Annotated in this window: 23 protein-coding genes; 17 read left to right on the forward strand and 6 right to left on the reverse strand. The window is 38.6% G+C overall.

The window, feature by feature from the left end; genetic code table 11:
- Nucleotides 1-61: 61 nt before the first annotated feature.
- The 3 genes from ABJN95_RS07260 (at nt 62) to ABJN95_RS07270 (ending at nt 1,614) form a co-directional block, all read left to right on the forward strand.
- Nucleotides 62-340, forward strand: a complete 279-nt coding sequence (locus ABJN95_RS07260; RefSeq protein WP_348369692.1) for a F0F1 ATP synthase subunit epsilon — start codon at nt 62-64, stop codon at nt 338-340.
- 91 nt (nt 341-431) lie between these two features.
- Nucleotides 432-1,043: a DUF3575 domain-containing protein gene (locus tag ABJN95_RS07265; protein WP_348369693.1), complete on the forward strand. Its 612-nt coding sequence runs from the start codon at nt 432-434 to the stop codon at nt 1,041-1,043.
- Between the two features lie 10 nt (nt 1,044-1,053).
- Nucleotides 1,054-1,614, forward strand: a complete 561-nt coding sequence (locus ABJN95_RS07270) for a hypothetical protein (RefSeq protein WP_348369694.1) — start codon at nt 1,054-1,056, stop codon at nt 1,612-1,614.
- 15 nt (nt 1,615-1,629) lie between these two features.
- On the opposite strand, the gene ABJN95_RS07275 is transcribed toward ABJN95_RS07270, so the two are convergent.
- Nucleotides 1,630-2,163, reverse strand: coding sequence for a GNAT family N-acetyltransferase (locus tag ABJN95_RS07275; protein ID WP_348369695.1), 534 nt, complete (start codon nt 2,161-2,163; stop codon nt 1,630-1,632).
- Between the two features lie 36 nt (nt 2,164-2,199).
- Here ABJN95_RS07275 and ABJN95_RS07280 point away from each other — a divergent pair, with 36 nt between their 5' ends.
- From ABJN95_RS07280 to bioD, 3 genes are read left to right on the forward strand one after another with little or no spacing between them, the layout of a single operon-like run.
- Entirely contained in the window at nt 2,200-3,357 is a 1,158-nt protein-coding gene (locus ABJN95_RS07280; RefSeq protein ID WP_348369696.1) for a pyridoxal phosphate-dependent aminotransferase family protein, read from the forward strand.
- 4 nt (nt 3,358-3,361) lie between these two features.
- Entirely contained in the window at nt 3,362-3,733 is a 372-nt protein-coding gene (locus tag ABJN95_RS07285; protein WP_348369697.1) for a DUF2007 domain-containing protein, read from the forward strand.
- A gap of 2 nt (nt 3,734-3,735) precedes the next feature.
- Nucleotides 3,736-4,353, forward strand: a complete 618-nt coding sequence (gene bioD / locus ABJN95_RS07290; protein WP_348369698.1) for a dethiobiotin synthase — start codon at nt 3,736-3,738, stop codon at nt 4,351-4,353.
- Here bioD and ABJN95_RS07295 read toward each other — a convergent pair.
- Nucleotides 4,345-5,832: a glycosyltransferase family 39 protein gene (locus tag ABJN95_RS07295; RefSeq protein WP_348369699.1), complete on the reverse strand. Its 1,488-nt coding sequence runs from the start codon at nt 5,830-5,832 to the stop codon at nt 4,345-4,347. The two genes, bioD and ABJN95_RS07295, sit on opposite strands and share 9 nt — an antisense overlap.
- A gap of 70 nt (nt 5,833-5,902) precedes the next feature.
- Between ABJN95_RS07295 and bioA the strand changes: the two genes are divergently transcribed.
- Nucleotides 5,903-7,171: an adenosylmethionine--8-amino-7-oxononanoate transaminase gene (gene bioA / locus ABJN95_RS07300; RefSeq protein ID WP_348369700.1), complete on the forward strand. Its 1,269-nt coding sequence runs from the start codon at nt 5,903-5,905 to the stop codon at nt 7,169-7,171.
- Here bioA and ABJN95_RS07305 read toward each other — a convergent pair.
- Nucleotides 7,157-7,591 carry a cytochrome c oxidase assembly factor Coa1 family protein gene (locus tag ABJN95_RS07305; protein ID WP_348369701.1) on the reverse strand — a complete coding sequence of 145 codons (435 nt, stop codon included), beginning with the start codon at nt 7,589-7,591 and terminating at the stop codon, nt 7,157-7,159. The genes bioA and ABJN95_RS07305 overlap by 15 nt on opposite strands.
- Nucleotides 7,592-7,657: 66 nt before the next feature.
- On the opposite strand from ABJN95_RS07305, the gene ABJN95_RS07310 reads away from it, so the two are divergent.
- From ABJN95_RS07310 to ABJN95_RS07320, 3 genes are all read left to right on the forward strand, one after another.
- Entirely contained in the window at nt 7,658-8,866 is a 1,209-nt protein-coding gene (locus tag ABJN95_RS07310; protein WP_348369702.1) for a beta-ketoacyl synthase N-terminal-like domain-containing protein, read from the forward strand.
- A 107-nt stretch (nt 8,867-8,973) separates the two neighbouring features.
- Nucleotides 8,974-10,068, forward strand: coding sequence for a biotin synthase BioB (gene bioB / locus ABJN95_RS07315; protein ID WP_348369703.1), 1,095 nt, complete (start codon nt 8,974-8,976; stop codon nt 10,066-10,068).
- 81 nt (nt 10,069-10,149) lie between these two features.
- Nucleotides 10,150-11,004 carry a cupin-like domain-containing protein gene (locus ABJN95_RS07320; protein WP_348369704.1) on the forward strand — a complete coding sequence of 285 codons (855 nt, stop codon included), beginning with the start codon at nt 10,150-10,152 and terminating at the stop codon, nt 11,002-11,004.
- A gap of 2 nt (nt 11,005-11,006) precedes the next feature.
- Here ABJN95_RS07320 and ABJN95_RS07325 read toward each other — a convergent pair whose 3' ends face one another.
- The 3 genes from ABJN95_RS07325 to ABJN95_RS07335 form a co-directional block, all read right to left on the reverse strand.
- Nucleotides 11,007-11,486, reverse strand: a complete 480-nt coding sequence (locus tag ABJN95_RS07325; protein WP_348369705.1) for a regulatory protein RecX — start codon at nt 11,484-11,486, stop codon at nt 11,007-11,009.
- 87 nt (nt 11,487-11,573) lie between these two features.
- Entirely contained in the window at nt 11,574-13,121 is a 1,548-nt protein-coding gene (locus ABJN95_RS07330) for an Rne/Rng family ribonuclease (protein ID WP_348369706.1), read from the reverse strand.
- A gap of 257 nt (nt 13,122-13,378) precedes the next feature.
- Nucleotides 13,379-13,669, reverse strand: coding sequence for an HU family DNA-binding protein (locus tag ABJN95_RS07335; RefSeq protein WP_348369707.1), 291 nt, complete (start codon nt 13,667-13,669; stop codon nt 13,379-13,381).
- 204 nt (nt 13,670-13,873) lie between these two features.
- Here ABJN95_RS07335 and mutY point away from each other — a divergent pair, with 204 nt between their 5' ends.
- From mutY to ABJN95_RS07370, 7 genes are all read left to right on the forward strand, one after another.
- Nucleotides 13,874-14,932, forward strand: a complete 1,059-nt coding sequence (mutY, locus tag ABJN95_RS07340) for an A/G-specific adenine glycosylase (protein WP_348369709.1) — start codon at nt 13,874-13,876, stop codon at nt 14,930-14,932.
- Nucleotides 14,933-15,014: 82 nt separating this feature from the next.
- Entirely contained in the window at nt 15,015-15,470 is a 456-nt protein-coding gene (ssb, locus tag ABJN95_RS07345) for a single-stranded DNA-binding protein (RefSeq protein ID WP_348369710.1), read from the forward strand.
- A gap of 25 nt (nt 15,471-15,495) precedes the next feature.
- The gene (locus ABJN95_RS07350; RefSeq protein WP_348369711.1) at nt 15,496-16,824 is read left to right on the forward strand and encodes a gliding motility-associated protein GldE; all 1,329 of its coding nucleotides are present in this window, start codon (nt 15,496-15,498) and stop codon (nt 16,822-16,824) included.
- A complete protein-coding gene (gldD, locus tag ABJN95_RS07355) occupies nt 16,814-17,362 on the forward strand; it encodes a gliding motility lipoprotein GldD (protein WP_348369712.1) in 549 nt (182 codons plus the stop codon). The genes ABJN95_RS07350 and gldD overlap by 11 nt, the downstream gene beginning before the upstream one ends.
- A 72-nt stretch (nt 17,363-17,434) precedes the next feature.
- Complete coding sequence (locus ABJN95_RS07360; RefSeq protein WP_348369713.1) at nt 17,435-18,478, forward strand: helix-turn-helix transcriptional regulator; 1,044 nt, start codon at nt 17,435-17,437, stop codon at nt 18,476-18,478.
- 113 nt (nt 18,479-18,591) lie between these two features.
- On the forward strand, nt 18,592-19,374 hold the full coding sequence (locus tag ABJN95_RS07365) for a type 1 glutamine amidotransferase domain-containing protein (protein ID WP_348369714.1): 783 nt from the start codon (nt 18,592-18,594) through the stop codon (nt 19,372-19,374).
- A gap of 12 nt (nt 19,375-19,386) precedes the next feature.
- Entirely contained in the window at nt 19,387-21,090 is a 1,704-nt protein-coding gene (locus ABJN95_RS07370) for a serine hydrolase domain-containing protein (protein ID WP_348369715.1), read from the forward strand.
- Nucleotides 21,091-21,124 lie beyond the last annotated feature (34 nt).

Here is a 21,124-nt window from a genome sequence, read left to right on the forward strand (position 1 = left end):
ATCCGTTTCAGTAACTTTATGCTATCGTTTAAATCAATAAGACCTTGAAACACGTTTAACTATGTATTTAGAAATTGTATCACCAGAAGCTACTTTGTTTGCAGGTGAAGTTATATCAGTAACTGTTCCCGGTATCAACGGCGAGTTTCAAATGTTAACGGATCACGCACCTATCGTTTCCTTGCTTCAAGAAGGAAATGTTCAAATCGATGGAAATATTTCCATTGACGAAGCCTATGAGCGTAAATTTTCCAAAGATGCTAATGGAAAAACCATATTGCCCATTTCGAGCGGCACTATTGAAATGAAAGATAATAAGGTCATTGTGCTGGCAGACTAAAAAGTATACATAAAGATAAAATCGAAAACCTGACTGCGAAGTCGGGTTTTTTTGTGTTCAGTTGTCATTGGAGTAGTAAATTCAAATACAAATGATCAAACCAAAATCTCCACGAAGTAGTTTGGTACTTCTATTCCTCTTTCTCCTTGGTAGTAGTAACTGCTTGCATGCCCAAGAAAATGAAGATCCGGTTGTTTATAAAAATCAGTTATCAACCAATTTAATGCTACCAGCCTTCGAAAGTTTTGATCTCAATTATGAAAGAACCATAGCGAATAAGTGGGCGTTAGGATTAGCAGTCGCAATCTATGGAGATCGCATTAGCGAGCTTAGCACAGGTTCCTCAGGTGATTTTAGACGATATGATACCAATTACGAGTTTATGCCATTCGTACGATTGTACTTTCAAGGGGCACAGCATAAAAGCCATTTTCTTGAGCTCTTCGGCTCCTTAAGTCGTGTAACCGCGTCGGGACGCTTTGTGCGCAATACGAATACTGCAGGATTTGGTGTCTATGAACCGGGTGAAACAGATTATACAGCAGGCGGATTGGGTATTGGGTACGGCTACCGTTTTTTGTTGTTAAATAAAAAACTAGTCTTAGAGGCACAGTTTGGAGTTCGAACCAATTTTAATGTTGACTACTACTTCTTAAATGGTTCGATCATACGTACAGGTTTTAAAATAGGGTATAGATTTTAAAAAAATAACAATGAAGCATATTTATTTAGCAGGCGTCTTTACACTTGGCATATTACTAGCAGGTTGTTTCTCTGATGATGGTATTAGCAATAGGTACGTAAACCTTCAAATCACTGATGCGCTGGTTTTTGAAAATGATCAAGTTTACTCTGTTGGAGACACCATTTACATCGACCTAAACTTTAATAGGTATTTAGATGAAGCGGGTTTTTCAAATAAGTTAGATATATATGAAAGTTCGGGCTCCGATAGTTTTCAGTATGAGATTAGCTTGGAGAAGTTTTCTGAGCTTTCTAACGGATTTCGAGCCATTGTCGTATCACCTGAATTTCTATTTGCGGAAAAGGGCACAATCGATGAATTCGGACGAACTTTAGCACAGCTAAACAACGATACGTCACAATATGAATCGCGGGTTGGATTAATTTTGCGTGAAGCCGGGCGTTTCAATTTTGACTTTCGGTTTTTATATATAGAAAGTAGCGATTATTTAGAAGATAAAGTTCAAATTTATATCGAACATAACTTTTCTAATTCTGATGGTATTTTTGAATTCACAGTAAACGAGTGATCGTTCTTATAGTGGTTATTTCCAATCCCAGCAAATCAGCTCCCAAGAAGTGCCGTTGGAAATTTGTGTTTTTATAGTTTCGAAACCCACATTTAAATGTGCGCTTAAAGAGCGTGAATTTTCAGTGGCTACTTCCGTTAACAAACAGTCATATTCACCTTGCAATTCTTCTTTGTAGTATGTGTACATACCTCTAAAGATACCTTGTTTTCGATATTCCTTTGAAATGCATATTTGGCCCATGGCCAAATAGTTTTTATCACCTAGTAGGGTGGCTGCCGTTTCAAACATCGCAGAAAGAACAGAAATTTCATCCCGAAATTCCTTTAGCATAACCAGAGCGTAACCTACAACCGAGTCCCCGTCTTTAGCAATGATATGTGGGCAGGCATCGTTCATTTTCTTTAAAATTTCATAGGTATGTAAAACGGTAATAAACCCCTCGATTTCTTTTTCTGTAGCTGATATGGAAGCTATGGCGTTCTTTTTTTGAAGGGCTAATATTTGTTCCAATTCCGAGGTTTCTGTAGCCCTTTTATAAACTACCATAAATAGAAAATTAAATTAAAGGTAGTAAATTTGGAAATGCCAAATTTTCCAAAAAAACTACAACAAAAATTAGCAGATCGAGCGCATAAAAAAGCATTTAGGTCATTACCCTTCCCAACAAATTTGGTAGATTTTTCAAGCAATGATTATTTAGGTTTTGCGAAAAACGAAACCATTTATGCAGATACCTTTCAACGTTTATTGAATAGTGGAACTTCTGAAAACGGGTCTACCGGCTCAAGGCTGTTATCAGGAAATCATAATTACTATAAGGAATTGGAGGAGTATATCGCCGAATTTCATAATGTGGATAAAGCACTCATTTTTAATTCTGGCTATGATGCCAATATTGGCTTTTTTGGGGCGGTTCCACAGCGAGGCGACGTAGTTTTTTACGATGAATATATTCATGCCAGCATTCGCGATGGAATCAAAATGGGGAATGCCAAATCGTATAAGTTCAAGCACAATGATTTGAATGATTTGAAATCAAAGTGCCAAGCTGTGCGTAGTCGAAGCGACCTGGATTCTGAAATCTTTGTAGTAACCGAAGCAGTTTTTTCAATGGACGGTGATTCTCCCGACTTGAAAGCGCTGTCTGAATGCTGTACAGAATTGGCCTTACATCTTATAATTGACGAGGCACACGCCATAGGAGTTTTGGGCAAAAAGGGTAAGGGTTTAGTTCAAGACTTGAATATCGAAAAAAAAATCTTTGCGCGCATTATCACCTTTGGAAAAGCCTTGGGATGTCATGGCGCTGCCATTTTGGGGCAGAAACCATTAATTGACTACCTGGTCAATTTTGCTCGAAGCTTTATTTACACTACCGCATTGCCGCCTCATTCCTTGGCTTCAGTGCTAAGTGCGTATCGGTATTGGGACGCAGCCATAGGTGAAGAAGAAATTCAACAACTTCTCAAGAACATCGAACATTTTAAAAGAAAAATTGAGGCCTTGGGTCTTAGCTCTATTTTTATACCAAGTGACTCAGCGATTCAGTGCTGTTTGATCTTAGGGAATGAGAACGTAAAAAATATTTCCAAAAAATTAGATGACAAGGGTTTCAATGTAAAGGCAATATTATCGCCTACCGTTCCGGAAGGGCATGAAAGACTACGATTTTGTCTTCACAGTTATAATACCGAAGAGGAAATAGGACTGGTACTTCAGTTATTGAAAAAGTATCTTTAAGTTTATGGAGGAGAAGTTTTATGTTATTGGATCTTTTGAGTTTGCCGCTGATGTACAGATATTGAGAGGCAAATTAGAATCAGAAGGTATTCCTGTTTTTATTAGGAATGAAAACACACTCAATGCCGAAAATCCCAGGGGCGGTGTAAAACTGATGGTATACTCGAAAGATAAGCATAGTGCGATTGCTATTTATAACGAAATAAGAGCCTACGCTTTGGATGACGAAGGAAACCCTGTGGTTTGTCCAAATTGTAAGGCTACAAAGTCGGAAACTTATTATGAGCGCAAAAGTATCTTTCACAAACTTTTCCCTTTTTTTGAAAGAAGAAAATACAAATGTCTAAATTGTGAAATCATCACAAAGCCCGAGTAAATATGCAGCAAATTTTCGTTACCGGAATATCAACTGAAGTCGGAAAAACAATAGCTTCAGCAATTATTACCGAAGCCTTGGAAGCAGACTACTGGAAACCTGTTCAAGCAGGTGATTTGGACAATACAGATAGCCATAAAGTAGCCGCCCTAATTTCGAATAGCAAAACCAAAATCCATAGAAGCAACTATGAGCTTCAGACACCGATGAGTCCGCATGCAGCGGCTGCAATAGATGGCCTACGGATTGAAACTCATAAAATAGTATCCCCAGAAACAGAAAACCATCTGGTAATAGAGGGGGCCGGAGGCTTGTTGGTTCCGTTGAATGAAGATGATACCATACTAGATCTTATTATGCCGAATTACAAGGTAATTGTGGTGTCGCGACATTATTTAGGGAGCATTAATCATACTTTATTGACCCTAAATTGGCTTAAACAAAAGGGGTATGAGGTATTTTTGTTATTTAGCGGCGACAAACATCCTACTACTGAGCAAATCATACTTCATAAAACTGGAGTCACTTCAATAGGAAGAATTGAGGAAGAGGCGACTTTTGATAAGGCGATAATTAAAAAGTATGCAGAGAAGTTCCGCTCAATTTTACTCTCACTCTAACAGCCTATATATTTTAGCGTCATCGATGGTGTTCAAGAGTTCGTAGTGCGATTCGATGTAGGCATCTATATAATTGTTTGGTTCAGTCTGTTTTTCATCAAAAATCAATCTGTCTTTTCGAGTGACCAAGGTTTTGGGTCTTAGGTATTCCATGATATATTGGAGTTCTTCCATAGCCGTATTCCGAGGATTGTTGTAGGCTGCAAACATCTCGGGTTTACATATGTTGCTTGGGTGGGTAGCTGCTTTTGTTGGGGGTTTTTCATTCAACAACCAATAGCCAATATGATATTCTAAAAAAAGAATGTTTTTGGTATCAATTTCATTTTCTAAGAGATATTGAGGAACGGTAATGCCTTCACCATTATGAAAGCTTCCCCTTTCTATTTTATGCCTTACAATTCGGTAATACTCCAGATAACTTTCCGCCGGAATTAATAATAATAACAATAAAAGTACTTTGGGAAGTTTAAGCTTCAAGCGGGTAAAAAACCCACTAGATACAATCACTATAAATACGAGGAGAATAGGGTATAGTTGAATCAAGTAATGACTGTTAATCCTTCCCCCTTTGAAGAAGGCGTATAATACCCCGAGCAGGGTAATCAGCAGTAGTTGAATGGGTGTTTTTTTAAAATCTAGATACTTTTGCTTCCAGGCAAAGAATAAAAAAGCGCCGATCAAAACAAAGGGTGGTACTAATTTGAAAATGCTATTCTGGCTGGCCTCTGCATAGTCTAAAGGGGCTATGACTACTGATTTCCACCAAAGCTCTTGAATACCATTTAAATAATATGGTAGCCAAGTGAGTACCACTATTGCGATAACTCCAAGCCCATAGGCAGCAATAGCAACTGACCCACCCAGGTATTTTTTCTCCTTGACAAAATGGTAGATTAAATAGACCCCCACAAATAATACCGTATAGGCCATATTCAGTTTTACCATTATGGCCATACCCATAAGCACTCCGGCAAACCCCAACCAATACCATTGCTTCTTAAGTATTATGATATAAACGGCAGGAACCAAAAACACCATGCAAATATGCTCTGACATAACGCCTTGAATGCTGCCGAACATACTTTGTAGTGCCACACAAATTATGCCCGCCCAGAAAGCCACTTTTTTCGAAGACAGATTTTCCGTGATGCGGTATGTAAAGAAAGCAGTAAGCGCTACAATTATAACTCCGGCAAAACGAATGGCTAGAAAGCTCTTTCCAAATAGGTAGATTACAACTGCGAAGAAGAGAAAGGCAATAGGAGGTTTTAAATCCCAAAGTTCCGTATAGGGTAGATTACCATCGACCCAAGATTGTGCCATTAAAATAAAGGTGCTTTCGTCGCGATCGACATAATCTCTGAAGAAAAAAGGAAAGCGAACAAAGAAAGAAACGGCAGACAGTATTCCGAAGACCGTCCAGTGTTTTAGATTTGTATAGTTGGGTGTGAGTTTATGTATAAGACTATCGAGCATAGTTCATTTTGGGATGAATTCCCCATCTTTGCAAGATAAAGAAATCCATTGTTCAATAAATTGTATTGCCTTGAAAAATCTTTCGCAAAGAGATAAAAAGCATATTTGGCATCCATTGACGCAACATAGAACTGCGGCCCCACCAATAGGCATAGTAAGAGCAAAGGATGCTATTTTGTGGGATGAAGATGGTAAGACGTATATTGATGGTATTGCCTCATGGTATACTGCGATGTACGGACATGCTAATGATGATGTCACCACAGCTGTAAGTACCCAAATGCAAGAACTCGATTTCGTAATGTTCAGTGGTTTTACCCATGAGCCTGCTGTAGAATTATCGGAACGTTTAATAGAAATCTTACCTGACAATCAAGCCAAAATTTTCTTCAACGATAACGGTTCGACAGCGGTGGAAGCAGCTATTAAAATGGCTTTGCAGTTTCACCATAACAAAAACGACCCTAGAGATACCTTGATTGCTTTTGAGGATGGATTTCACGGTGATACTTTTGGGGCAATGAGTGCCTCAGGACTTTCATCCTATAACGGCCCCTTTGAAGATTTTTTATTGAAAGTGGAACGTCTTCCTGTTCCTCTTGATGACAATATGGAGGAGGTAGTTGTTCAGTTGAAAACGATCTTAGAAAATAATGCTTGCGCAGCCTTTGTTTTTGAACCGCTAGTGCAAGGTGCAGCTGGAATGAAATTTCACAGCCCTACAGGACTTGATATGCTGATAAAGATATGTCAAGATGCTGAAGTTTTGTGTATCGCAGATGAGATCATGACCGGTTTTGGAAAAACAGGTAAAAATTTTGCTTCTGGCTATCTACAAAACAAACCAGATATCATGTGCCTAGGGAAAGCATTAACGGCGGGGATATTCCCGCTAAGCATCACCAGCTGTTCTCAGGCGGTTTTTGATGGATTCTTAAGTGAAGAGGTACATAAAGGGTTTTTTCACGCTCATACCTTTAGTGCGCATCCGTTGGGCTGCGTCGCCGCTTTGGCAAGCATCGAATTGCTCTCTTCGCCTGGTATTTTAAAAAGAAGAGCCGCTATTGAAAAGGCACATCAACAATTTGCATCAGCTATAAAAGACAACCCTAAGGTTACTGAAGTGCGATGTATGGGAGTGATACTTGCGGTAGATCTCAACCTCAAAATGGATCGCTATGGTAACTTGCGTGACCAACTGTATCAATTTTTTATTAAAAAAGGAGTGGTACTTAGACCACTTGGAAACACCGTGTACGTATTACCTCCTTATGTTATTACTGATGATCAACTAGATACTATATATAATGCCATAAAAAGTGCTTTAGAACACTTCTGAATGCTCTTCCAACAAATCAATGCTTTCATTGTCTTTGATTTCAACCCGAATTACATTGTAAGTCCAATCATCATTTTGGCCCGAAGCTTTTACGAATAAAATTCCTTTTCCCTTTGGCCCGGCTATTGGAATTTTCATATCTGCAGTTTTCTTCCCGTTGCTATAATTATAACTACCCTGAATCATACCATCTTTTTCTATTGGCGTACCTAGAACTTCGGTAATTTCGTCGTCTTGGTTTATCTTCTCTAAAGCATATTCATAGGGCTGAGAACCCTCTAAGACTGAAGTAACTCCCCAGAAAACAGAGCCAACAAATAGTAAAAAAATTACAAGTAGACCAAGGCAACCACCTACCGGAACCACCCATTTCCAGTTTCGTTTCCACCAACTTGGGTATTCTACCAACTCGTTATTCATGGTTTCTTGAATTTGTTGTGTAGATGAAGATAAGAACTTTTACATTTGCCCGGTAATTCATTTTCTGTGATGCAACCGATTTCCATTACCGCTATTAGTTCGATTTCTGCACTGGGTACTTCCCCTGAAGAGGTATGGGCAAACTATAAAAGCGCGAAACCACTTTTTGAGTTACGTAAGTTTGATGCTAAGCAAGCGTGGGTTGCAACGCTGAATACCACGGCCAAAAAGGAAATAGAACAAGTTCGAAATGCAGATGCCAAATACAAAAAATTAGATGCCTCGGTATTATTTGCAATCCTTGTTTCCCGCAGAGCTATGGACCAAGCAAATTGGAAAGAAACAGCCAATTTCGGTATTAATATTGGCTCTTCTAGAGGGGCAACGGCGCTTTTCGAGACCTATCATTCTGAGTATATAAAAAATAAGAAAGCGGCTACGTTGACATCTCCAACTACAACTTTAGGAAATATTTCATCTTGGGTAGCACATGATTTAAATTCGGAAGGCCCCGAAATATCCCATTCCATTACCTGTTCAACAGCCTTGCATGCTATGTTAAACGGAATTGCCTGGCTACAATCAGGGATGGCGGAAAAATTTATTGTAGGAGGAAGCGAGGCCCCTTTAACACCATTTACCATTGCCCAAATGAAGGCACTGAAAATATATGCCCCGGTGACTTCAACTTCACCCAGTCAGCGAGGAACGCAACAAATGGTAGCCGAGGGTAGCTTCGGCTACCCTTGTCAAGCCCTAAACCTTGATAAGAAACAGAATGCTATGGTTTTGGGAGAAGGTGCAGCCGTTGCATGTTTGGAAAAGGGAGTATCCAAAAAGGCATTGGCACAGATAATAGGAGTAGGCTATGCCACGGAAATATTAAAACATAATATTTCAATTTCTTCAGATGCGGAATGTTTTCAACGTTCAATGCAAATGGCGCTAGGAGAAACCAGTCACGATGAAGTAGACGTAATAGTAATGCATGCGCCAGGCACCATAAAAGGTGATGCTTCGGAACATAGGGCCATTCAAAAAGTTTTTGGTGATAAAGTGCCGGCTCTAACGACCAATAAATGGCAAATTGGCCATACTTTTGGTGCTTCCGGAATGTTGAGTGTTGAATTGGCGATTTTAATGTTGAAACATGAAGAGTTTATCGGAGTTCCTTTCACTTCTTATCGGTCAAGACCAGAGAAAATAAAGAAAATCCTTGTGAATGCTGTTGGTTTTGGAGGGAATGCCGTCAGTATTCTTTTGGGCAAAAATTGATTTCCTTCCCTTCAGGGGGGGGTTAGGCGGGGCACATCTGGAAATTAGAATTTAATATTATAATTTCTAGCCTTTATAAGTTATTTTTGACCCAGATAAAACAGCACATGAGCAAGACAAGACACAACTGGTCAAAACAAGAAATTCTTGATATTTACAACAAACCACTAATGGAATTGCTTTACGAAGCAGCCACCATTCACAGGCAACATCATGACCCCAATACCGTTCAGGTTTCCACACTTTTATCCATAAAAACAGGGGGTTGCCCTGAAGACTGTGGGTATTGTCCGCAAGCAGCTCGCTATCATACCGACATTGAGGGCAATGATTTGATGACTGTTTCTCACGTAAAAGCACAGGCTCTTCGTGCTAAGGCTTCTGGAAGTTCTAGGGTATGTATGGGCGCTGCTTGGCGCAATGTAAAAGACGGACCTGAATTTGACCAAGTACTCGAAATGGTGCGCACCATCAACAAGTTAGATATGGAGGTTTGCTGTACTTTAGGGATGCTCACTGAAAATCAAGCCAACCGTTTGGCAGAGGCAGGGTTGTATGCCTACAACCATAATCTTGATACGTCTGAAGATTATTATAAAGATGTAATTTCAACTCGCGCTTTTGAAGACCGATTGGAAACCATAGACAATGTTCGAAAAAGCAATGTAACGGTTTGTAGCGGGGGTATTATCGGTATGGGAGAAGCCCTTGAAGATCGGGCAGGAATGTTGGTGGCACTGACCTCGTTGAATCCGCAACCTGAATCCGTTCCCATTAATGCTTTGGTTGCCGTTGAAGGCACACCAATGGCTGAAATGGAACCCATTTCCATCTGGGAAATGATTCGAATGGTAGCTACTACGCGTATAGTAATGCCTGAAACACAGGTTCGCCTTTCTGCAGGAAGAACAGAAATGAGCAGAGAAGGGCAAGCGATGTGTTTCTTTGCAGGTGCCAATTCTATTTTCGCGGGCGATAAGTTGTTGACAACACCAAATCCTGATGTGAATGAAGATATGGAGATGTTCAAATTACTAGGTTTAAATCCTCAGAAACCCTTCACAAAAATATCGCAACCAAAGACCGTGGAGGCTCAGGATTCTCAACTACAACCCTTGGGCGAAAAACCAAAATGGACAAGGCCAGGACATAAAATCGAACGTAACGAAGCGGCTAAAGAAAAATTTAAAACCTTGAAATAGGCTTTTTCATATTAGCTTAATTTTAAGAAAATTTTTGCTAAGCGATACTTAAATTTGGTATTTAAAATAACCTAGATTCCATTGCAATTAGTTGATATCCCTAGGGTAAAAACCATTTCAAAACAAGATTTCGTTCGACTTTACCTAAAGCCGCAAAGACCTGTTATTATTGAGGAATTCGATGCGGGTTGGCCTGCCCATTCTAAATGGAACTTGGAGTACTTCAAGAAAATGGCGGGAGATAAAGTAGTTCCGCTCTATGATGACCGCCCCGTGCATCATGATGACGGTTTTAACGAGCCCCATGCTGAAATGAAGATGTCGGATTATATCGATTTGTTGCAGAGAGAGCCTACAAAATTCCGGATTTTTCTATGGAATGTACTAAAAGAAGTACCCTCCTTACAAAAGGATTTCTCCTATCCCGATTTTGGTATTCGTCTATTGAAACACGTGCCGATGCTTTTCTTTGGAGGCAGAAATTCGCACACGTTTATGCACCATGATATTGATTTTGCCAATATTTTTCATTTTCACTTTGAGGGAGAGAAACTATGCATTTTATTTCCGCAATCAGAAAACAAATATTTATATCGAGTACCTCATTCCATTATAACTCATGAAAGCATAGACTTTTCAAATCCTAATTTTGAAAAATGGCCAGCTTTGAAAAAAGCAAAAGGATACAAATCAATCTTAAAACATGGTGAAGTGCTCTATATGCCAGAAGGATATTGGCACTATATGAAATACCTAACTCCAGGTTTTTCAATGAGTTTACGAGCACTGGCGAGAAACCCACTGAATTTTTTAGAAGCTGCCTATAACATCTTCATCATGCGTCATTTTGATATATTAATGCGAAAACTTCAAGGTCAAAAATGGATTGATAAAAAAAATGAAAAGGCTATTCTTCGCACGAATCGCATGTTATGAACTTAGGGAATTAACTCCTTAATCTTCCCATAAACCAATTGACTTTCCCAGCCTCTGTAGAGCAAGTAGTCCGCTAATTTTTTTCGTCTTTTTTGCTTGTGACTTTCTTTAATTTCCTTTAGACGTTTTAAGGCAAGCGTATTTAAAGTGTTTAAATAAGCTTCTTCGCTAATTTCATTCAAAGCGGCTTTGATGTTGTATTTTGAAATTTCCCGATACGTCAATTCATTTACGATACGAATTCTGCCCCATTTTTTGATATTGAATTTCCCTCTGGCGAAACTTTGGGCAAATCGTTCTTCATTGAGATAATTTTCTTGAATCAAATGGGTAACAATTTCGTCTATCGCCTCAGGAATCATATTCATTCCCCTAAGTTTTTGAACCACATCTTTGTGACAACGCTCTTGATAGGCGCAATAACCTTCTAGTTTTCGGGTGGCCTCTTGAAGGGTGTAGGTTTCCGTATTTTGAAATCGCATTGTTCAAAAGTAATGAAATAAAAAAAGCGACCCCTCTTTACGAAAGGTCGCTTTATAAATTAGAAATCTGCAATGAATAATTGCAAATTAGTATATGGTCTTACCGTCTTTATCTTTAAAGCGATATTCGAGATACGTATACGCGTCTCTAGGTTGTACTTTGACCCACTTTTTATGTTCCATAAACCACTTGGAACGCATTGATGGGAAGCCCTTAGTTATATAGGCCGCTATAAATGGATGTATATTTAAGGTAATACCATTGTTAGCTTTTGGACCTTTTAAAAGGCGTTCTAGGTCGGCATTTATTTTGTCTACCAAAACAATTGGAGCTTCAACTTCTTGGCCATTGCCATTAGGATTATCCTCTGTTGTTTTAATATTCATTTCGGGCCGTACCCGTTGTCTCGTAATCTGTATGAGTCCGAATTTACTTGGTGGTAGTATTTTGTGCTTAGCACGATCATCTTTCATTTCATCGCGAAGATGATCAAAAAGCTTCCTTCGATGTGGTGCTTTTACCATATCGATAAAGTCTACTACTATAATTCCTCCCATATCACGCAGGCGCAATTGTCTTGCAATTTCAGAAGCTGCCAATAAGTTTACCTCTAAGGCAGTATCTTCCTGGTTTTTGGCCTTGTTTGAACGGTTACCACTATTCACGTCTATCACGTGTAATGCTTCGGTATGCTCTATGATTAAGTACGCGCCTTTACTCATAGTAGCGGTACGGCCAAAGGAAGTTTTAATTTGTCTTTCTATTCCGAATTTTTCGAAAATAGGAATAGACGAACTATACAATTTTACGATAGATTCTTTAGCTGGTGCAATTTCCAGCACATAATCTTTAATTTGGTTATAAAGCGTTTTGTCGTCTACATGTATTCCTGTATAGGAATCGTTAAAAACGTCTCTTAAAATACTCGATGCTCTATTGAGTTCTACAAGTACTTTAGAAGGGGTTGGCGCTCTGTATAATTTCTTGCACATTGCTGACCATTTGTCAAGCAAGTTTTCTAGATCTTTGTCCAGTTCTGCTACTTTTTTGCCTTCTGCAACTGTCCGGATAATTACTCCAAAACCTTTTGGCTTTATACTTTTTACAAGCCGTTTTAATCTGTCTTTCTCTTGTCTGCTACCAATCTTTTGAGAGACTGAAACGCGATCTGAAAAAGGTACCATGACCAAATAACGACCGGCTAACGAAAGCTCGGAGCTAATTCTTGGCCCTTTGGTAGATATGGGTTCTTTAACAATTTGCACTAACAAAGATTGATTCGCTTTAATAACATCTGTTATTACACCATGCTTATCTATATCTTTTTCAGTTGGAAAGTTTTTCAGGGAATATTCTCTTAATTTTCCTGTACTCACTTGCTTAATGAATTTTAACATTGAAGAAAGTTGCGGCCCGAGATCATGATAATGCAAAAAGGCATCTTTTTCATAACCTACATTAACAAAGGCTGCATTCAGACCCGTAACAGGTTTTCTGACCTTAGCGAGAAATATATCGCCAACAGAGAAGTCATTATTATCTTCTTCTTTATGTAATTCAGTAAGTTTTCCATCTTTTAGTAAGGCAAAATCGACGGCATCGGAACTAGATCTTACGATTAATTCTCTATTCACCTGAATTTATTTATACTCGTCCGCCAACTGGCGGACAAATGGATTAAACAATACTTAAACAGATGCTATTCACCTGCCGAAATCCACTTTTGGAATCTCTATGTCAATGAACGTATAAAGTGAAAAAGTAGTTATAACAACTACTTTTTCTTGTGACGGTTAGCTCTTCTGCGCTTCTTACGCTTGTGAGTAGCTACCTTATGTCTCTTTCTTTTCTTACCACTCGGCATAAAGGGTTACTTTTTATGATTAGTATTTTATTTTACTTGAACGTTGCTCTTAACACCTTCAACAAAAACCTTTGCAGGTTTGAATGCCGGAATATTATGGGCAGGTATTTTAATTGTTGTGTTCTTTGAAATGTTTCTTCCTGTTTTTTCAGCTCTAGTCTTAATGATAAAACTTCCAAAACCTCTTAGATAAACATTGTCGCCACTTTCCAAAGAAGACTTTACTTCTTCCATGAATGTTTCTACTGTTGCTTGCACATCTCCTTTTTCAATTCCCAGTTTATCTGAGATTTTCGATACAATTTCCGCTTTCGTCATCTTTTAAATTAAGTTTTAGGTATAAAATTTTGGCGAGCAAATATATAAATTTAATTTATTCTTTGCGTCCTAAAGGACTAATTTTAAGTGAATTCATATGCGCTTTAAATGTTAAAGTTGAATTTTTAAAATTCTAGCAAATAACAGAAGTAACAAAGAATTCAATAATTAAACCCTTACTTTTGGCACAATGTTTTCGTGTTAATGACCTTTTCTCAAAATATTCTCATTTGGTACTCGCAGAATAAACGCACCTTGCCGTGGCGTCGCACCAGAGACCCGTATAAGATCTGGCTTTCAGAAATCATGTTACAGCAAACACGAGTGCTACAAGGCACCCCTTATTATTTGAAGTTTATTGCGAATTTTCCCACGGTTCATGATTTGGCAGAAGCCTCGGAGGAACAGGTTTTAAAACTGTGGCAAGGTCTTGGTTATTATTCGAGAGCCCGTAATTTGCATACAACAGCGAAAACCGTAGTGAACGTGTATGAGGGTGAGTTTCCACATACCTATACAGAACTTTTGAAACTTAAGGGAGTAGGCGATTATACAGCCAGTGCGATTGCTAGCATTTGTTTTGACGAACCACACCCAGTAGTCGACGGAAATGTATATCGGGTTTTAGCACGTTATTTCGGTATAGATATCCCCATAAATAGTGCTGAAGGAATCAAGTATTTCAAAGCTTTGGCTACTGAAGTCATGGATGCCGATAATATAAGAGACTATAATCAGGGAATAATGGAGTTTGGGGCGATGCAGTGTGCTCCGAAGAACCCGAAATGTGTACAGTGTCCTTTGAATCAAAGTTGTGTTGCCCTAAAAGATAATTCAATTCAGAAGCTGCCGGTTAAGTTGAATAAGACGAAAGTGCGAATTCGATATTTCAACTATTTGGTACCCGTGATTGAAACAGAATCGGGTGAGAAGAGAACTTTATTGCAACAGCGAAAAGGCAAAGGCATTTGGCAGAATTTATGGGAGTTTCCATTACTTGAATCGCCAAACGAAATCAGTTTGGAAGAAATGAAGTTACGTATGCCAGAGGTATTGCTGTTGAAGGAAAAACCAGAGGTCATTCTCTATAATGAAAAACTAATTGTACATAAACTTTCACATCAGCATTTATACACCCGTTTTTGGATGGTGAAAACAAAAAGAGATTTGGATAGCTCTTTTCCCGTTGCCGAAATTGAAGATTACCCTGTACCTGTTTTGATAGCTGAATTTATCAAAACGTTTAAAAATTCGTATTTTTGACTTAACAATTAGCATTTGGAAGGTGTGTTATTGCATATCGAAAACTCAAAGTTTCTCACCAAGCTAGTATGAATAGAATACCATGAGTGGAACACTAAATAAAGTGATGCTAATAGGGCATTTGGGTGACGAGGTTAAAATGCACTATTTTGAGGGTGGCGGTAGCATCGGTCGTTTTCCTATAGCCACTAATGAAAGTTATACCAACAAGCAAACGGGTGAGCGGGTTACCAACACTGATTGGCATAACATCGTAGTGCGTAACAAAGCAGCTGAAATATGTGAGAAATACCTAAGCAAAGGTGACAAAATCTACGTTGAAGGACGTTTGAAGAATCGACAATGGCAAGGTGAAGACGGGAATACGCGTTATACTACCGAAGTTCACGTACAAGAGTTCACTTTTTTATCTACGAAGAAGGAGAGTATGGCCAATGCCCAAACGAATACCCCATCGCAACAGCCGCAAGTACCAAAGCCATCTGCAACTAATGAAACCGCTCAGGCAACCCCACCTGATGATGATTTGCCATTTTAAATAATCGAAAATTAAATCGTAACTATTGGACCCTGACCCCCTTAGTTTTCTACCAAATTTTATAGTTTTTGATGGGGCTTTTGCACTTAAAGTCACCGTCTTGATATTGCTTCTTGGTTGCTCAGCGTTGATTTCAGGTGCAGAAGTTGCTTTGTTCGGACTTTCACCGACCGATGTGAATGAAATGGAAGACGGTAAAACCGCAAAAGGATCTATTGTAGTTAAACTTTTAGATCGTCCTAAAAAGTTATTGGCAACAATTTTGATTGCAAACAATGCGATCAACATTGGTATTGTTTTACTTTTTAATGTTATTGGTGATACCTTGTTTTCAGAACTGAACTACAAACTTTTAAATCTCGTATCGGTACGTTTTTTGCTTGAAGTTGTAGTTATTACCTTTCTAATATTGATGTTCGGAGAGATTCTACCCAAGGTATATGCCAATAGAAATCGTGTCAGCTTCTCGAAATTTATGGCATATCCGCTCAAGGGGTTAGACTTCGTTTTTTCCCCTCTAAGCCTCCCAATGCGTTCGGGAACTATTTTTATGTATACCAAACTTGGCAAAGAAAAATCAAACCTTAGCGTTGACCACCTGTCACAGGCTTTAGAATTAACATCTGAAGGCGATACCACTAAAGAAGAGCAAAAGATTTTAGAAGGTATTGTCTCTTTTGGGAATACAGATACGAAACAAGTAATGCGTCCTCGAATAGATATTTTTGCATTGGGTGAAGACATGAAATTTCCTGAAGTGTTAGAGGAAATCACACAGCATGGGTTTTCAAGAATACCCGTTTTTTCCGAAAATATAGATAACGTTCAGGGCGTTCTTTATGTAAAAGATGTCTTGCCACACATTGATCGTAAAACGTTTAATTGGGTTTCATTGATTCGTGAGCCTTATTTCGTTCCTGAGAATAAAAAGTTAGATGATTTACTTTCGGAATTCCAAGAGAAGAAAAATCACCTTGCAGTTGTAGTTGATGAATATGGCGGAACCTCAGGAATTGTTACCTTAGAAGATATTATTGAGGAAATCGTTGGAGACATTAGCGATGAGTTTGATGATGAAGATTTAGTGTTCTCCAAACTAGATGATTTTAACTATGTCTTCGAGGGGAAAACCACTTTAAAGGATTTTTATCGCGTTGTAAAAATCGAAAATCAAGAAGCTTTCGAAGATCAAAAAGGGGAATCAGAAACCATTGCAGGATTCGTTTTGGAAATCGCAGGAAGCTTTCCTAAAAAAGGCGAAAAAGTACTATTCAATGACTATCAGTTTTTGGTGGAAAGTTTAGATAAAAAGAGATTGAAACAAATAAAAGTTACACTGCCCCATGAAGCCTAGCATTGTTTTATTGTTGTCGCTAGCGTTTTGCGCCTGCAAAGAAGAAAATGTATTGCCAAAACCCAAAGCCATGTTGCGTTTGGAATATGAGAGACCTGACTCAGGACTTGTTGAGACCGCATATTTTACATTTGAAGCAAATGCTGCTGCTAAGGTTGATCAGAAAAATAGCCAGTCTATCGTGCTTGAATACCCTGAGATGAAGGCGGCGATTTTTCTGAATTATCGAGCTGTTGAAGATGACTTGAATAGCTTGATTAGAGATGCACATAAGCTAAGCGGAGAGCATGCCGCAAGGGCAGATGGTATTCAACAAAAGGTATTTGAGAATTTTGACAACAAAGTCTATGGTGCTTTTTATGAAGTAAGTGGAGATGCAGCTTCACAAGCTCAATTTTTTGCTACCGATAGCCTCAATCATTTTGTAACAGGGGCTTTATATTTTAAAACAAAGCCTAATTATGATTCTATCTACCCCGCTGCCAAATACTTACAAAACGATATGGGGCGAATAATGGAGTCACTCAGATGGAAATAACTGAGATGCTGTGATATTTGCAGCTATTATTTTTTGCTACTTTTATAACAGTACAAAAATTCTCTCAAGATTATGAATATATCTGATGAGCTATTGTTCTTTTTTAGCGCCTTAGGTGTTTTCAATGCCTTGCTAATAAGTTTTTATTTTTTCTTTTTTAAAAAGCCAAGGAGTATTTCTAACTTCTTTTTAGGGCTCTTGCTTTTGATGCTTGCTATTCGGGTTGGCAAGTCGGTCTTTTATTATTTCAATGATGACCTTGCTCAAATATTTATTAAGGTTGGCCTAGCGGCTTGTATACTAATAGGACCTGCACTTTATTTTTACCTGAAATCTTGTGTACAACCATTTGCCAAAATGCGCATGTGGCCGCTCCACTTTTTGGTATTGCTGTCCATATCTATTTTAGTAGGTATTTTATTCCCGGAAACCCACGACCCTTGGATAATAGAACGTAGTCTTAGTTGGATGGAAATAATCTATTTGGTTTGGGTGGGTTACATTATTGCTTCGGGTTGGATTATTAGGAGCACCATATCTAAAATTTTCAATAAAGATGAAAAATTATCCGATTTCGATTTTTGGGTATTAAGCGTTTTTATAGGGAATGTTATAATTTGGGTGGCCTACAAAACCTGCTCTTATACCTCCTATATTGTTGGGGGATTATCATTTTCATTCATTTTTTATTTACTTTTTCTACTGATTCATTTTCGCAGAACTAAGGGTGCGATTTTTAACAAGAACCTTAAGTATTCCAACAAGAAAATAGAAGCTACTGAAGCGGAACGCCTATCAGCACAATTGAATCACCTCATGGAACAAGAGAAAATTTTTACCGATGTTGACCTTAAGCTCTCCGATGTGGCTAATAAAATGAATATTCTGCCTCATAAGCTCTCCCAACTGATAAATGATAACTTGGGAAGGAGTTTCACTTCATTAATAAACCAATATCGTGTTCAAGAAGCTAAGAACTTGATTCAATCAAACTCCCACATCAAATTGGAAGCTGTAGGGTATGATTGTGGTTTCAATTCAAAATCAACTTTTTACTCTGTTTTCAAGAAGATAACGAATACTACCCCGGCTAAATACAAGGAAAGCATTTCCTAAAGATTCCTTAAATCTCTTCTCGATTTATAAATCCGTACTCCAGATTTATAAGTAAAAGATACTTTCATTTCGAATTGAAATAATTTGGCTTTAAACCAAAAAAAAGTATCCTAATGAAAAACATCATGTACTGCATTCTTGCTATCCTTTTTCTATTTGTAGGTTGCAAGCAGAATGTTGAAATACCATTAGATAAAAGTGTTATTGCACCGCAAACAGAACGAATTTTATTCATTGTTTCGAATGCCCATTTTTACGGTGATTCAGATATAGGCGCTGCCAATCATTTTTCGGAAATAGTTCAAGCCTATGAAGTCTTTAAAAGAGGTGGGTATACGATTGATTTTGTAAGTCCTGATGGAGGAGCAATACCAATAGGATATATTAGCACCTCAGATTCGCTTCAAAAAAAGTACATCTATGACAATACGTTTATGGATGCTCTAGAGACTACCAAAAAACCCAGTGAAATTAAAGCATCCGACTATAAAGCTGTTTATTATGGTGGAGGTGGAGCCGCGATGTTTGGAGTGGCCGAGAATGAAGCGATACAAAATATTGTAATAGCACTATATGAAGATGGTGGCATTGTCTCAACGATTTGTCACGGTACCGCGGGTATAGTAAATCTTAAAACAAAAGACGGTGCGTATTTGGTCGCAGGAAAAAAGGTTAATGGGTTTCCTGATGCCTTTGAAAATATGGAAGCAGCGTATTACAAGACCTTCCCCTTTTCCATCGAGCAAAAAATTATTGAAAGAGGGGGCGATTTTAAATTTTCTGAAGAAGGTTGGGATGGTTTCTACCAAGTAGATGGGCGTCTTATTACCGGTCAGGATCCATCAGCCGCTTCTATGGTGGCCGAAAAAGTAATTGAAACATTGAAACAATCATAACACTAACAAGACATGAAAAACGTATTCGCAACATTTTTATTCTTCACATTTATAAGTTCGCTATCACAGGAGGTTCAAAAAAGGCAAGTAACACCGGCAGAGATAGATGCCGTGTTTGCTCAATGGAATACTACAGATAAGCCTGGTATCGCTGTTGGAATTCTTAATGATGGAAAAATAGTATATACGAAAGGTTATGGTGTAGCTAATTTGGAACATCAGATTCCAATAGAAGCAGCAACCAGATTTTATGTCGGAGATTTGGCTAAGGAGTTTACAGTGTATGCCCTTTTGTTGTTGGAACAACGGGGCCAGCTTTCTTTACAAGATGATATTAGGCAGTATATGCCCAAACGAATGCCCTTTCCAAATTCCATAAGCATTGAGCAGCTGATACATCATACGAGCGGTTTGAACAATGAGGAGGTGTCGAAAGCGCTTGCAGGATGGAGGGCGGAAGATGTTTTTACCAAGAAACAGGCCTATGCCATGATTCGTAATCAGGTGAAATCTGCACCGAATAGTGGAAGCGTACAACGCTTTTCCGACGCAGGTTTTATGGTTCTAGAAGATCTTATCGCTAAGGTTGGCAAAATGCCTTATACTGATTTTGTTACCAAAGAGATTTTTGAACCCCTTGGCATGAAGAATTCAATATATGATACCCAGGGTACAATTATTATGAATAAGGCACAAGGATATTTTGCGGAAAATGATGGTTTCGTCAATTCCACAATGAACCGAAAACATACGCTTTTGTCTGATTTATATACTACTGTTGAAGATATGTGCCTTTGGGCCAAAGAACTTGAAGGCCCCAAAATAGGTACGGAACAAATGGTCAAAAAATTTGATGCACTCTCGGTAGTTAACGGGCAAGAAGTTGATGAAGTAAATACTTCACTATATACTGGTGCTCATCGCTTTTGGAATTTCAGGGGGGCTAAAAAACTGTACCATATCGAGGTCGCCGGCGGATATGCCAGTAAATTGATTCGTTATCCCGATTATGATCTAGCCGTTGTGATTATGGGTAACGATGGAGCTTATAACGGTTATGCTGGCACGGGGGCAAGTGCCCTATATATTGAGGATTTTTTGAATCAAGAGATAAATGAGACCACAGCAGTGGTCTCAAAAAAAATGTCAAAAAAGCAGCTTACTGCATTTGAGGGTAATTATTGGGATGTTACGAACCATTCAACCAGAAAAATTCATATGGTCAACGATACCTTGAGGTATTCCCGTGGCCCAGGCAATGAAAGTGCCCTTGTACCTTTGTCTAAAAACACCTTCAAGATGATTACACGGGCAGAGGTGGAGGTTAGTTTTAATACGAATACCGTTCCAAGAACTATGGATGTAACTGTCGGTGATGATACTTTTCATTTGATTGCATTTGACGCTAATGCAAGTTGGACCAAGCAACTCGATACATTTGCCGGAAATTATTACGCTACGACGCTAGGCACGTCGTATTCTTTGATCATTGATAAAGGAAAGCTCCTAATAACCCATCCAAGGTTGGAGTCGGTTCAATTAGATCCACGGATACCTGATTTGTTTACGGGTGACAGGAGACATTTTACGTCCTTAGCTTTTGAAAGAGATAACAACGGAACCATCAAAGGATTTCATTTAGCCACTCGTGGAGTTGCCGACATCTGGTTCGAAAAGGAAACAAGCACCATAGAAAAATTGATGAAGACCAAATGAAGTTGCTGACAAGAAAGGCACTAAAAAAATTAGA

Source organism: Maribacter sp., from assembly GCF_039974175.1.
Classification (GTDB): domain Bacteria; phylum Bacteroidota; class Bacteroidia; order Flavobacteriales; family Flavobacteriaceae; genus Maribacter_C.